Source organism: Streptomyces sp. NPDC002574, assembly GCF_042889545.1.
Taxonomy (GTDB): domain Bacteria; phylum Actinomycetota; class Actinomycetes; order Streptomycetales; family Streptomycetaceae; genus Actinacidiphila.
On sequence record NZ_JBIARB010000017.1, the window covers coordinates 128,634 to 141,781 of the forward strand.

The 13,148-nt window shown below is 71.7% G+C and carries 11 protein-coding genes; 4 read left to right on the forward strand and 7 right to left on the reverse strand.

What is annotated here, in order from left to right; all coding sequences use genetic code 11:
- Positions 1–62 precede the first annotated feature (62 nt).
- Positions 63–545 carry a cupin domain-containing protein gene (locus ACFYXS_RS33930; protein WP_389255280.1) on the reverse strand — a complete coding sequence of 161 codons (483 nt, stop codon included), beginning with the start codon at positions 543–545 and terminating at the stop codon, positions 63–65.
- A gap of 290 nt (positions 546–835) precedes the next feature.
- On the opposite strand from ACFYXS_RS33930, the gene ACFYXS_RS33935 reads away from it, so the two are divergent.
- The 4 genes from ACFYXS_RS33935 (at position 836) to ACFYXS_RS33950 (ending at position 4,003) form a co-directional block, all read left to right on the forward strand.
- Complete coding sequence (locus ACFYXS_RS33935; RefSeq protein WP_389255376.1) at positions 836–1,210, forward strand: cupin domain-containing protein; 375 nt, start codon at positions 836–838, stop codon at positions 1,208–1,210.
- Positions 1,211–1,363: 153 nt separating this feature from the next.
- Entirely contained in the window at positions 1,364–2,101 is a 738-nt protein-coding gene (locus ACFYXS_RS33940) for an SDR family oxidoreductase (protein ID WP_389255282.1), read from the forward strand.
- Positions 2,102–2,290: 189 nt separating this feature from the next.
- Positions 2,291–3,106, forward strand: a complete 816-nt coding sequence (locus ACFYXS_RS33945; RefSeq protein ID WP_389255284.1) for an RNA polymerase sigma-70 factor — start codon at positions 2,291–2,293, stop codon at positions 3,104–3,106.
- Between the two features lie 120 nt (positions 3,107–3,226).
- Positions 3,227–4,003 carry an SDR family NAD(P)-dependent oxidoreductase gene (locus tag ACFYXS_RS33950; protein ID WP_389255286.1) on the forward strand — a complete coding sequence of 259 codons (777 nt, stop codon included), beginning with the start codon at positions 3,227–3,229 and terminating at the stop codon, positions 4,001–4,003.
- A gap of 58 nt (positions 4,004–4,061) precedes the next feature.
- Here the strand turns inward: ACFYXS_RS33950 and ACFYXS_RS33955 are convergent, their stop codons facing one another.
- From ACFYXS_RS33955 to ACFYXS_RS33980, 6 genes are all read right to left on the reverse strand, one after another.
- Positions 4,062–8,180 (reverse strand): carboxypeptidase regulatory-like domain-containing protein, encoded by a 4,119-nt coding sequence (locus ACFYXS_RS33955; protein WP_389255288.1) that lies wholly within the window; start codon positions 8,178–8,180, stop codon positions 4,062–4,064.
- A 525-nt stretch (positions 8,181–8,705) separates the two neighbouring features.
- A complete protein-coding gene (locus tag ACFYXS_RS33960; RefSeq protein WP_389255290.1) occupies positions 8,706–9,875 on the reverse strand; it encodes an NUDIX domain-containing protein in 1,170 nt (389 codons plus the stop codon).
- A gap of 52 nt (positions 9,876–9,927) precedes the next feature.
- Positions 9,928–10,197, reverse strand: a complete 270-nt coding sequence (locus tag ACFYXS_RS33965; RefSeq protein ID WP_389255292.1) for a hypothetical protein — start codon at positions 10,195–10,197, stop codon at positions 9,928–9,930.
- A 59-nt stretch (positions 10,198–10,256) separates the two neighbouring features.
- Positions 10,257–11,351, reverse strand: a complete 1,095-nt coding sequence (locus tag ACFYXS_RS33970) for a PP2C family protein-serine/threonine phosphatase (RefSeq protein ID WP_389255294.1) — start codon at positions 11,349–11,351, stop codon at positions 10,257–10,259.
- 105 nt (positions 11,352–11,456) lie between these two features.
- Entirely contained in the window at positions 11,457–12,062 is a 606-nt protein-coding gene (locus tag ACFYXS_RS33975) for a TetR/AcrR family transcriptional regulator (protein ID WP_389255296.1), read from the reverse strand.
- Positions 12,062–12,949: a class I SAM-dependent methyltransferase gene (locus ACFYXS_RS33980; protein ID WP_389255298.1), complete on the reverse strand. Its 888-nt coding sequence runs from the start codon at positions 12,947–12,949 to the stop codon at positions 12,062–12,064. Before ACFYXS_RS33980 ends, ACFYXS_RS33975 begins: the two co-directional genes overlap by 1 nt.
- Positions 12,950–13,148: the final 199 nt, after the last annotated feature.

Sequence of the window (13,148 nt, forward strand, 5' to 3'; positions counted from 1 at the left end):
GAGGAGCCGCCGGGCGCCGCCGTGTTGGGGCGGCACCCGGCGGCTCCGGGGGGATCGGCCGGCTATTCCACGAAGTACGAGTCGTGCTCGTCGAGGAACCTGGCGCGCTCCTCGTCCGTGGCGTGGGCCAGATGGGACAGTCCCTCGAAGTACTTCTCGCGCGGTGCGCCCGGTGCGAACAGCAGCAGCATCTGGGCCGGCGCGTCGGAGTCGTTGCGGTAGGCGTGGAGCCCGCCCTGCGGTACGTGCAGGAAGTCGCCCTTCCGCGCGTCGACCCACTCCTCGCCGTTGAACAGGCGAACGGTGCCGTCGAGGATGAAGAAGGACTCCGAGATGGAGCGGTGGAAATGCGTCTTGGGGCCGCCCGCCCTCGGACTCATCTCGACCCGGTAGAGCCCGAACTCGCCCCGTGTGGTGGCCGTGGTCGCCAGGTAGTGGAAGGCGTCCTTGCCTGCCTCGCCGAGGTCCGGTCCGTTGCTCTCCGGCCGGAACCGCGCGCTGACCTCGCCGGCTTCTCCGAAATACACCTGCCGCGGATACGACATGTACACCATCCCCTACGTGTGCTCGGCGCAACGATGCGTGGAGGGGGCGTGTGCGGGCCCGCCCCCGCATGCCAGACCGAGTACGACCACCGTGTGTGACACCGGGCTGCGCGGGCGGTCGTCGCCGGCAGCTGTCACAAAGGCGGTGTGTCCCCGGTCGTACCTGTGGTGCAGTCATGCAAGCCTGAGGCGGAAGCGATCTACGGAGGTGCAGCGCAATGTCGGACAAGGACGCAGCGGGGAACGCCGGTGAGCAGGCGCAGTCCGGGACGTGGCAGACGGCGATCACGATGCTTCAGGACGTCACTCCGCCCCACATCCCGGAGGAAGCCTCGGGGATGACCATCCTCGTCGAGTGGCCGCCCGGGGACCCGGGGACTCCTCCGCACCGCCACACGGGCCCGGCCTTCGGGTACGTGATCGAGGGCGCGGTGCGTTTCGAGCTGGAGGGCGAGCCGGAACGCGTGGTCAGGGCCGGTGAGACCTTCTGGGAGCCGGGCGGTGACGTCATCCACTACCAGGACGGCAATGCCCTCACGGACGCGCGGACGCGCTTCGTCGTGACCATGCTCTGTGCGCCGGGCCGGCCGATGCTCACGCTGGTCGACCCGGAGGAGCTGGCGCAGCGCACCCACCTGCGCGCCCCGCGTCCCGCCGGGGCATGACCGGCCCGGCGATGCAATCTTGACACTAAACATCCAGGATATGTAGCGTCCAGGTTAGTCAACGGATGCTGCCCAGGCGCGCCGACTTCTCCGGGGGTAACTTCGGTGCCATAAGGGCATGCCGGACATCACTAACGAAAGATGGGTCGTGCCATGAAGCTCGCGGTTGTCGGTGGTACCGGACTGATCGGGTCGCAGGTCGTCGGGAAGCTCAACGAGGCCGGTCACGAAGCCGTCCCGCACTCGCTGTCCACCGGTGTGGACCTGCTGAGCGGCAAGGGCGTCGACGAGGCCGTGACCGGCGCGGACGTCGTGATCAACCTGACGAACTCGCCGACCTTCGACGAGGCCTCGGCGGGCTTCTTCCGTACGTCGATGGACAACCTCGTCGCCGCGAGCGAGCGCGCCGGTGTCGGGCACTTCGTCATCCTCTCCATCGTCGGCGTGGACCAGGTGCCCGCCCTGGACTACTACCGCGCGAAGGTGCTCCAGGAGGACATCCTCAAGGCCGGCCCGGTCCCGTACTCCATCGTCCGCGCCACGCAGTTCATGGAGTTCATGGACGCGACCATGTCGTGGACGGCCGAGGGGGACACCGTCCGGCTGCCGAGTACGCCGATTCAGCCGATCGCCGCCGCGGAGGTCGCGGGTGCCGTCGCCGACGTCGCCGTCGGCAGCCCGCTCGGCGGTGTTCTCAACGTGGCGGGTCCGGACGTCTACACGCTCGACGAGATCGGCCGGCTGACGGTCACCGCCAAGGGCGACGGGCGCTCGGTCGTGACCGACGACACCGCCGGCATGTTCGCCGTCGTCGAGGGCGACGCCCTCATCGCCCCCGCCGGAGCCCGCATCGCCCCCACCCATTACACCGACTGGCTGTCCCGGGCCTGAGCCGGCCGCCGTGTCCGGCGGCGGTCTGTACGGATCGGCGAGATGCCGCCGCCCCGCGCGGCGGTCTCGCTGAGCAACGAGGATAGGCAAGGCAAGGCAAGGCAAGGAATGCCGTCGAAGAGCAATCCAGCGGACGACTCCCGAAGTCTTCAGGAGGCGGCGGACGCGTTCCGTGCCGCCCGCGGCTGTATGTTCGGCATCGCGTACCGGATTCTCGGCAGTGCCGGCGACGCGGAGGACGTGGTCCAGGAGGCCTGGATCCGCTGGCAGACCTACGACCGGTCGAAGGTGGAGAACCCGCAGGCATTTCTCGCGACGACCGTCACCAGGCTCGCGATCAACGTGTTGCAGTCCGCCAGGGTTCGCCGCGAGACGTACGTGGGACCCTGGCTGCCGGAGCCGGTCGACACCAGCAATGATCCGGAACTGGGCGCCGTGAACGGGGAGGCGCTGGAGGTGGCGGCGCTGATGCTGCTGGAGAAGCTGACGCCCACGGAACGCGCCGCGTACGTGCTGCGCGAGGCCTTCGACTACCCCTACGGGAAGATCGCGGAGATCATCGACCAGACGCAGGCCAACGTGCGGCAGTTGGTGAGCCGGGCGCGGAAGCACCTCGCGGCGGAGAAGCGGGCGAGTGTCGAGACGTCCGAGCACCGCCGCTTCCTGACGGCGTTCGTCGCGGCCGCGCAGTCCGGGAACGTGGCCGTGCTGGAGGAGTTGTTCGCGGCCGACGTCATTTCGTACTCCGACGGCGGAGGAGTCGTCCGGGCGTCGAAGTTCCCCGTCGTGGGCCGCCGGCGTGTGGCGAAGTACTACCACGCCTTCGCCAGTCGTTTCTGGGTCGGCGTCACGGTGGAGCCGGTCGAGGTCAACGGCCGGGCCGGGGTGCGTCTGTCCCGCGACGGAGTGGTGTTCGCCGTCCTGTCGGTGCGCGTCACCCCGGACGGCATCGACCGGCTGATGTGGATGATGAACCCGTCGAAGCTGGCTGCCGTGGCGGCCTGAGCGGCGCTTCCGCGGTGACGATCCGCCACCTCGTGCGGGCACGTGTGCAGAGCCACAGGAAGGGTCCGGCGTTCTCCTGTTATGTTCGATGAACGGCGAACATCGAACGAAGGACCTCTCATGACCAACGCTGCTACCGACTCGACCGGCCTGCCCTTCTCCGGTCGCGTCGCGATCGTCACGGGCGCGGGATCGGGCATCGGCCGTGCCACGGCCGTCGCCCTGGCGGAATCGGGGGCGCACGTGCTCGGCGTCGGGCGTCGCAAGGAGGCGCTGGAGGAGACCGCTCGCGCCCACTCCCGTATCGCGATCCTGCCGCTCGACATCCGTGAGGACGGCGCCGCGGAGACGATCGTCGACACGGCCGTGGAACGGTGGGGGCGGCTCGACGTCCTTGTGAACAACGCGGGCGCCACGGCCGTCATGCCGCTGGCGGAGACGGACCGTTCGGTGATCACCGAGCTGTTCGAGCTCAACGTGACGGCGCCGAGCATGCTCGCCCACGCGGCACTCCCGTACCTGCGCGAGTCGTCGGGCTCCGTCGTCAACGTCTCGAGCACCTACGGCCACCGCCCCCTGGCGGGCGGAGCCCACTATGCCGCGACCAAGAGCGCCGTGGAACAGCTCACGCGGAGCTGGGCCCTCGAAGTCGCGGCGGAAGGGGTGCGGGTGAACGCCGTCGCCCCCGGGCCCACCGCGACGGACGTCCTGGTCGCGGCGGGACTCGCCCCGGAGGCGGTCAACTCGATGCTCGCGTACGAGCGCGACCGCATTCCGGCGGGCCGCCTCGCCGATCCCCGGGACATCGCGGAGTGGATCCTGCGGGTCGCCGATCCCGCCGTCACGCACGTCACCGGTCAGGTCGTCACGGTCGACGGAGGCCTGGAGCTCGTCTGACCGGCACGGGCCGGTCCCGAAGGACCGGCCCGTCCGCCCCGCTTCCGCCGATCGGCGGCTACTGCTTCTTGAGCGTGAAGTCGCCGGTGACGGTGGCCCCCTTCCTGATCTTGACCGTGGTGGCCACCGGCCGGTAGCCGTCCTTGGCGACGATGACGCCGAGCGGGTTGTTGCGGGAGTCGAGCCACAGGGAGTACGTGCCGTCCGCGGCCGTCCGCAGCGAGTAGCTCGCCGCCCAGCTGTCGATCTCGACGGTGGCGCCGGCCAGCACCTTGGTCGTGCCGTCGCTCTGGACGCCCCGGATGGTTCCGGTGATCTTGCCCCAGGTCTTCGGCGGGTCGACGTGCAGGGACACCGCGACCTTCCGCATCCCGTACGGGCTGTCGTTGTCCAGCGCCAACTGGGCGGTGAAGTCACCCGGCTGCGCGATCTCGGGCACCGACGCGTCCAGGGTGACCGTGACGGTGGTGCTCGCCCCGGGCTGCAGGGTGAAGTGCCGGGTGCTCGTCCGCAGCCAGGTGACGTCGGTCGAGCCGCCCTGGTCGTATCCGGGCAGGAGCTCCACGGTGGTGCTGGGGGTGTAGGGCTCACTGCCGCCACCGACCTTGTACACACCGAGGCCCGCGCCGCCGCGGTAGGTCGCGACGTCGGCGTTGGGCAGCGCGGACCAGCTGCCGGCCTCCGGGTCGTAGGCGAAGCCCCGGTTGGTGATGGCGTTGCCGGTGATACCGCTCGAGATCACGAGCTGGTCGTTGGCCGCGGTGTAGGACGAGCCCCACAGCGGGACGGGCAGGTCGGGAAGCGACGCCCAGGCGTTGGTGACGGGGTCGTAGACGTACGCGTGCTTGCTCTCCCCGAGGGAGTCGGCGTCGCCTCCGGCGCAGTACAGCTTGCCGTTGACGCCGGCGCACGACTCCCAGGAGGTCTTCTCCGGGTAGTCCGCGATACGCGACCAGCTGTCGGCGTCGGGGTCGTAGGCGTACGCCTCGGCGGTGCCGCAACGGTCGTTGCAGCCGCCGACCGTGTAGAACGTGCCGTCGAGAGCCGCGTTGCCCTGGCCCGCGTACGGCACGGGGGCCGGTGCGCCGGTGGTCCAGGTGTCGGTGACGGGGTCGTAGATCTCCAGCTTGGGGTCCGTGGTGTTGTCGGGCGTCCATCCGCCGACGACGTAGAAGCGGCCGTCGACGAACTGGGCCGACGGGGCCTCGCGGCGGTCGGCCGCGTCGGCGGCGCGGGTCCAGCCGCCGACGACCGGGTCCAGGACGTACATCGCGTTGGTGACGTCGAGTCCGGTGAAGCCGAAGCCGGAGTAGACCTTGCCCTGGTAGGTGCCCACCGCGTTTCCGAGGGCCGCCTCAGGGAGGCTGGGGGCGGTCTGCCAGGCGTCGCCCGACGGCGCGGCGGCCGCGCGCTTCGGCGCGAGCGCGGGCCGGCCGGTCTTGCTCGCGTGGGGGGAGAAGTGCCCCTTGACGGTCTGCAGCGGTGCGCCGCTGCCCCGCGCCTCGATGTGGAAGCCGCCGGCCCGCTCGCCCAGATCGACGGTGGTGGGCGCGCCGCCGGTGTTCTTGACCGTCAGGTTCCGGGTGGCCGAGCCGCCCCAGCCGACCGAGGCGGCCACGGGGTCCGGAGTCACGGTCAGCTGCCCGGCCTTGAGCTTGTAGGAGGCCGATACGGCGCTGTCGGTCGCGACGTCGACCGTCTTGGCCAGTTCCGTGTAGCGCGGCCTGGCCGCCGTGAGGTCGTGCTTGCCGAGGTGGGGCGAGAACATCAGGTAGAGGCCGTCGCCGAGGGCGGGGTCCTCGGGAGTGGCCACGGTGGTCGCGGTCACCGCCGGGTCGTCCTCGGCGGTGACGTCGGCGCCGACCAGGCCCTTGCCCGTGTTGGCGTCGGTCACCGTGCCGGTGACCAGGCCGCCGGGGACGGGCGTGTAGTCGCGGTTGCCGACGAACACGTCGTCGACGCCCCACCACCAGGCGAACTCGGTGACGAAGTGGAAGCGCACCCGGACGTCCCGCTTGCCGGCGAAGCCGGTGAGCGGGATCTCGACCTTCGCGTGGTCGGCGAAGCCCGCCGTCGCCGTCCACAGCGACTTCCAGGTGGCGCCGTCGTCGGAACTGGCGTCGACCTCGACCGCGTTGTCGCCGAACGCGAAGTACATGGCGTCGAAGGCGAGTTCGGGGTCGGTGGCGTCGGTGAGGTCGAAGGCGGGGCTGATCAGCCGGGAGTCGAGCGACTCCCCGATCGTGGGGTTGTCCGCGATGGCGAAGGCGCCGTCGCCGCCGGTCTGGTTGCCGCGCCCGGCCGGGTCGTCGAAGGCCCAGCCGCCCTGGGTGCCCTCGGCGCTGACGACGCGCCAGCCCTGGGGCGCCGAGTCGGTGGCCGCGAAGTGCTCGGTGGGGCCGGTCGGGTGCACGGCGTAGCCGGGTGCGGTCGCCTTCCAGGCGTCGGCAGGCAGCGACACCTTCAGCGTCTGCGGGGCATCCGCGACGGTGACGGCCTTGGTGGCGGACGTGTAGCCGGGCAGCGCGGCGTCGATGTGCAGCCTGTAGTCGCGGCCCTGGGGGAGGGAGAGGGTGAAGGCGCCGGTGGCGGGATCGGTCCACACCGGTCCGCCGGGGACCCCGTCAGCGGTGATCCTGGCGTACAGCGGCCAGCCGTGGCCGGAGCCGTCGGTGACCTTGCCGGCGACGGTCTGGCTGGGGACGGGGTCCAGCGCGAAGTCCCGGGTGAGGGCGCCGTCCTCGGTGACGTTCACGTCCTTGGCGGTGCCGGTGGCGTATCCGTAGGCGTCGACCGTGACGTCGTAGGTGTCCACCGGGAGGCCGAGGGAGTAGCGGCCGTCCGCCCCGCTGTGTGTGACGTTGTCGGTGCCCGCGCCGACGGTGGCGCCGGCGAGGGGCTTGCCGGTGGCCCGGTCGGTGACGGTGCCGGACAGCGTCCCGTGCGGGCCGGTGCGGAAGGCCCGCAGGCCGTTGGGCGTGCCCAGACCGGTCGGGCCGTCGTAGCCGGCGGCGCCGGTGCACAGGTAGGCCGGGTCACAGGTGCCATTACTGCCCCCGGTCACGTCGTAGAGGCCCCCGCCCGCGGCGTAGGGGTACGCGTTGGGGTAGGTGCCCGCGACGGGGGCGCCGGCGTTGGCGTAGACCGCGGCGATGATGGGGGAGCCGGCGCTGGTGCCGCCGAACTGCGCCCATCCGCCGCCGCCGTAGGTCTGGTACACGGCGACCGGCGTGGCGGGGTCGGCCACGGCCGAGACGTCGGCGACGGACCGGTTCGCGCAGCCGGTGTCCGTCTGGAACGCGGGCTTGGGCTCGTAGAGCGAGCAGCCCGACCCGGCGCCGTCCCAGGCGGTCTCGGACCAGCCGCGGCCACCGGCGCCGTCGGCGGTGAGGGAAGTGCCGCCCACCGCGGTCACGTACGGTGAGGCGGCCGGGTAGGACACGCCGTACCCGTAGTCACCGGACGAGGCGACCACCGCGACGCCGGGGTGGTTGTAGTGGACGTCCAGTCCCACCGTTCCGGAAGGGTCCTCGCCACTGCCGAAACGGTAGTCGGTGCCGTAGGAGTTGGAGACGAACTTGGCACCCGTCGCGACCGCCTGGTCGACGGAGGCGCCGAGGTCGTCGAAGCTCGGGGTGTCGGCCTCGACCAGGAGGATGTGCGCGTCGGGGGCGATCGCGGAGACCATGTCGAGGTCGAGGGAGATCTCCCCGGCCCAACCCGGATCGGGCTGCGGGTAGTCGGTGCCGCCGCGCTGGTCGACCTTCGTGAAGCAGCCGTTGTCCGTGGTGCAGGCCGGCAGGCCGTACTGCTCGCGGTAGACCGCCAGGTCCTCTTCGGCGGTCGGGTCGTCGAAGGCGTCGACGATGGCGACGGTCTGCCCCGCGCCGCCGCCCGCCGGGAGGTTGTAGGCCGAACGCAGGTCGTCCGGCCCGAACCCGCCCGGAGCCGCCGCGGTCCGCAGACCCTTGCCCGCGGAGACATCGGTGCGGCGCAGGGCGTAGCAGGTGGCCTCGCCCTTCTTCGCGGCGTCGCAGGCGGCCTCGTAGGGCACACGGCCGCCCGCGGCGGCCGGCGTCGTCCTGGCGGCGGCGGTGGGCGCCGCGGCCTGGGACGGTGTCTGCACACCCAGGACGGCCATCGCGGCCGCGCTGAGAACCGCCAGCACGGTGGACACCGGTCTCCGCAGGGGTGGACCGGATATGTGTGGTGCGCGCAACGTTCGACTCCCCAGTCATCACATGAAACGTCGACTCATGAAGGTGCAACGGGCGATCATCCGCGGTCGCCGGGAGTCCATTAGTGGAGAGATCTTGTGTTCATGTCAACGCTGTAAACGCCCAAAGCGGCCGCGGATTTGCGCTCTGCGGTGACTGCGGCACGAATGTGTCCGGAATCCGGAGAGTCGCTGTGGAGGTACCGGCACCAGGTGTGACAGGTCGCACCATGCCGGGTGTCGGGGCGCTCATCACCTGAATCCCGGCCCGGCGCCACGGGGTTGACGGCGGGTATGAGGCCGGTCTGTGGCGGGAAGCGCGGTGGTATTCACCGGAATTGCCGTCCTGGACTTCTTTTCCTGCTCACCGGGACGTGGAAATCACCCCACCGGAGAGTCCGGTAATGACTCTCCGTGCAAGCGGACCGGAATTCCGTATTTCTCTTTTGCGCTGCCAGTGGCCTGCGCTGCCAGTGGCCTGCGGTGTCAGTGCCGACCGGGTGGCGCGAACGGTGTGCAGTGGGCGGGCGGGTGCTCGATCGGCAGGCCGGGACGCCATGCTGTCAGTACGTGGGCGCTGGGGAGGAAGAGGCCGTCGGGGAGCCGGTCGAGCGGGAACCACTGCCAGTCGCCCACCGACTCGCCCGGCTGGTCCGCGGGCTCGCCCTCCCAGGCGGTGACGACCGCGCCGATGGTCACCCGGGGCACGTCGCCGACGCGGTCGACGAGGGTGCCCAGGAGGACCACGTCCTCCTCGCGGGCGATGCAGCCTGTCTCCTCGGCGAGTTCCCGCACGACGGCCCGCGGCAGCGACTCGCCCGGATCGAGCTTGCCGCCGGGCAGCTCTCGTGTGCCCCTGTGGTGGAGGCCGAGGAGCACGCCGCGCGGGCCGTGGAGGACGGCGCCCACGCCGACGGCCGCGTTCGGTTCGGGGGGCCGGCCGGTGCGAGGCCGGCTGGTGGCCCGGACGCGGACGCGGCGGCGGACGCGGAAGAGGGAGCAGGCGAGCGGGTTGTCCTCCTCCGGGGCCCTGAGGATGTCCGTCTGCTCGACGACGAGTCCGTGCCGGGCGAACAGGCCCGCCCAGACAGCCGGGTCGAGCACCCACATCCGGACGGTGAGCCGGTCGCCGCCCGTCAATGGCAGGATCTCGGGCCGCGGGGTGACGGTCGTGGAGGGCCCGTGGCCCTGCGAGTTGGTGTGCAGGACGGAGAAGGCCAGGCGGCCGCCCGGCGCGAGCGCCGCGGCGAGGGCCGGCACGAGACGAAGGGGGTCGATGTAGGCGAACCCGTGGATCGAGTAGATGACGTCGTACGGCTCGGCCCGCCGGAGGTGCTCGACGGCGTCGGCGAGGATCAGGTTCAGGCCCGGCTGGTGGCCGTACCGCTCGACGGCCCGCCGGTGCTGTGAGGGCGAGGCGTCGACGGCGTCGACCAGGGCGCCTCGTCCGCGGGCGAGGTACGCCGCGTGCCTGCCGATGCCCGAGCCGAGGTCCAGGACCCGGCGGCCGACGAGATCGCCCAGGATCTCGGCGCCGGGTCCGGTCGGCCAGAACCCCCATGTCAGCCGGTCGGTATCGGGTACACCGGTGTCCCTGCGGAGGTGATGGTCGCCGTACACCGTCCATGCGGCGCTGTTGGTCTGCTCGGCATCCAAGCGCTGCCTCCGATCGGTCGAAGGGCGGCTGCCCGTGGGGGAGCGGGGGCCCTCAGGTCGTACGGCTCCGGGTTCGCCGCTCCTTGACGACGCGCCGCGCTTCTTGGAGGCCGGCGAATCCCAGGGCGGTGCAGCCGACGACGACGAGGGCGGTGTCGAACCACGTCATGTGCTGCTTGGCCGACATGCGGAAGATTCCGGTGATGACGACGGCGGCGGCAATGAGCCGTCTGGGCCAGTCGGATGACGGTGCGTGCCGTCCGGGCGCGGGTGGCCCAAGGGGTACGCCGGAGCCCGCCGCGGGGGCGATGTCGTCGGTCACATCGCTGATTCTGGCCCACGACGGCCCCACTGACGAGCACGGAAGCGTCACCAAGGCTGCTACTGCGGGGCGTTGCGGATGGCGACGCAGGCGATGTCGTCGGTGAGCCGGCCGTTGCTGTGCCGGAGGAGGGCCTGGTGGAGCAGTTCGAGGACCGCGGGGGGCGAGGTGGTGTCGGTCCCGCGGGTCCAGGCGGTGAGGGGGAAGAAGTCGCCTTTGTCGTCGCGGGTCTCGGTGACGCCGTCGGTGTAGAGCAGCAGCAGGTCGCCGGGGGCGAAGGGGATCCGTTCGACGTGGTAGTCGGAGCCGATGAGCTCGGCGAGGTTGATCGGCGGCGACGCGGCGGCGGCCTCGATGCTCCGGGTGGTGTTCCGGTGGACGAGCACGGCCGGGGGGTGCCCGCAGCTGAGCACGGAGACCTGGGCTCCGGTGGGCGGGATCTCGACGATGACGGCCGTGGCGAAGCGCTCGGAGCCGTCGGGGGCGGGCACGTCGACGTTGTAGCGCGCGAGCGAGGTGTCCAGCCGGCGCGCCAGCCGGCCCAGGTCGGGGGCGTCGTAGGCGGCTTCGTGGAAGGAGCCGAGGACGGCGGCCGAGACGCCGACCGCGGGCAGGCCCTTCCCGCGGACGTCGCCGAGGATGAGGCGCAGGCCGTGCGCGGTGTCCGCGGCGGCGTAGAAGTCGCCCCCGATGCGGGCCTGGGGCGCTGCCGCGAGGTAGAGGGTCGCGATCTCCAGGTTCCGGACGCGGCCGGGCACGGGCCGCAGGAGGACCTCCTGGGTGGCGTCGGCGACGGCCCGGACCTGGGCGAGGGTGTGTTCGCGCTGGAGGCGCAGGTGGCTGGCGTAGGCGGCCGCGAGAGTGACGGCACCGATCGCGCCCGCGGTGTACAGGGCGGAAGCGTCGGAGAAGGCGAGGGCGAAGCCGATGACCGGGAGCAGACAGACGACCCCGAGGGTGAGGGTCGCCCTGACCGACCAGACCGACGCGGCGAGCGCGGGCGCCGCCGGCAGGAGCCTGCTGAAGGGGACGTCCTGCGGGGTGAACACGGCCAGGAGGCCGATCACCACGGTCAGGGCCACGGGAGACAGGAGCACCGGGTCGCGCCGGCCGTAGAGGCCCCAATGCATCCGAAATCGTCTCAGAACATGCATGGGCGGATCGTACGGGATCGGTGATCGGCTTCCTGGGCGCGCACTGCGGGATCGCCGGGAGCGCGCGCCCGGGGCCGTGCGGCGGGCGTCCGGCGCGGTGGCGAATCAGCTGAGCGCGTCCAGGAGTGCCCGGACGGCTTCGACGCAGGCCGCGTTGTCGAGTTCGGGGTCCCAGGCGGTCTGCAGGGCCAGGCCCTGGTAGACGGCGATGAAGACGCGGGCGAGGCCGTCGGCCGGCAGGACCCGCGGCAGGTCCCCGCGTTCCTGCGCGGCCCGGACGAGGCCGGTGATGACCGCGCGGGGCAGGTCCACGCCCCTGCGGGCCACCGCGTGGACCTCCGGGGCGCGCAGCGCCTCCGCCCAGATCTGGACGCCGAGTTGCACGCGTTGCCGTTCGGCCGGGGCGGCGAGCGAGCGCAGCAGGTCCAGGTATCCGGAGGCGACACGGCCGAAGGCGTCGGGCGTGCGGTCGCCGGGGTCGTCCAAGTGCAGTTGCCGGGTCTGGCGTTCGTGCCACTGGTCGGAGATGGCGACGACCATGTCGTCCTTGTCGGCGAAGTAGCGGTAGATCAGGCCCGCGCTGAAACCGGATTCCTTCGCGATGTCCTGGATGGTGGTGCGGTGGAAGCCCGCACGGGCGAAACAGCGGGCGGCGGCGTCGAGGATGTCGGCGCGCCGCGCGCGGAGGTGTTCCTCGCTGACCTTGGGCATCACTTCACCTCCGCCTGGGCGATCCGGTAGAAGGGGGCGGCCGGCTCATGGCGGCCCAGGGGCTCGAGGTAGCGGACGGCGGCGTCCCGCGCCGAGAGGTCCAGGGTGAGCGCGAGGCCCCGCGCCCCGAGGTAGCCGGGGAGTTCGTCCGGGAGGAATCCGAAGGTGAACGGTTCGCCCGCGGCGCGCACGCCTTCCGCCCAGGCCTCCACTCCGGCGAAGCCGCCCGTGCCGTCCAGGGCGCGCCGGTCCATGTAGGTGAAGACGATCCTGCTGCCGGGGGCCGTCGTGGTGGCGAGTGCGGTGAGCGTGGTGTGGACCGAGGACGCGTCGAGGTAGTTCGTCACGCCCTCCCACACCACCACCGCGGGCTCGTCCCGCAGACCGGCGTCACGCAGGGCCTCGCCGAGGTCCTGGCGCATCAGGTCGGCGGGCACGAAGCGGATGTCGTCGTGGGGGCGGCCGGTCCCGTTCCGGTTCCACGAGGCGACCAGCGCGCGTTTGGCCGCCTGGGTCGCCGGGTGGTCGACCTCGAACACGGTGGCGGTCCGCGCCGCCTCGAGCCGGAACGCGCGGCTGTCGTACCCCGCGCCCAGCAGCACCAACTGCCGGACGTCGCCGTCGAGGGCGTCCCGCACCAGGTCGTCGATCAGCCGGGTGCGGACCACGGCCGACGCGCGGGGACCGGCGGGCCAGGAGCGGTCGATCCGGCGCTCCAGGACGTTCGTCAGCCCGGAGTACCGGGCGAGCGCGACGGCCGCGCGGTAGCCGGGGCCGAGGGAGGACGCCGCGTAGGGGTCGGCGAACAGGCGCGGTCCCCGGCGCACGGACTCCAGGGCCCGGAAGAGCGCGACGTGCCGCGCGGTGCGGCTGGGTGTGTTCTGCATGCCGCCCATCATAATGAATGGTCGTCCATTTTTTATTGCGGCCCTGTTCCTCCCCGGCCACTCGTTCCCTCAGCCGTGCCCGCGCTCCCGGTGTGGGTGCCGTTGTGTCCTGTCGGACGTATGGTCCGTTTATGGGTGACAGGCGGCGTGATCAGGCGTGGCACGCCCGGGCAGCCGCTCCGACGCGGTGCGGTGGGTG

Coding starts and splice junctions, on each gene's coding strand:
- ACFYXS_RS33930 (WP_389255280.1), bottom strand. CDS start 545: ATGTCGTATCCGCGGCAGGTGTATTTCGGAGAAGCCGGCGAGGTCAGC.
- ACFYXS_RS33935 (WP_389255376.1), top strand. CDS start 836: ATGCTTCAGGACGTCACTCCGCCCCACATCCCGGAGGAAGCCTCGGGG.
- ACFYXS_RS33940 (WP_389255282.1), top strand. CDS start 1,364: ATGAAGCTCGCGGTTGTCGGTGGTACCGGACTGATCGGGTCGCAGGTC.
- ACFYXS_RS33945 (WP_389255284.1), top strand. CDS start 2,291: ATGTTCGGCATCGCGTACCGGATTCTCGGCAGTGCCGGCGACGCGGAG.
- ACFYXS_RS33950 (WP_389255286.1), top strand. CDS start 3,227: ATGACCAACGCTGCTACCGACTCGACCGGCCTGCCCTTCTCCGGTCGC.
- ACFYXS_RS33970 (WP_389255294.1), bottom strand. CDS start 11,351: ATGCATGTTCTGAGACGATTTCGGATGCATTGGGGCCTCTACGGCCGG.
- ACFYXS_RS33975 (WP_389255296.1), bottom strand. CDS start 12,062: ATGCCCAAGGTCAGCGAGGAACACCTCCGCGCGCGGCGCGCCGACATC.
- ACFYXS_RS33980 (WP_389255298.1), bottom strand. CDS start 12,949: ATGCAGAACACACCCAGCCGCACCGCGCGGCACGTCGCGCTCTTCCGG.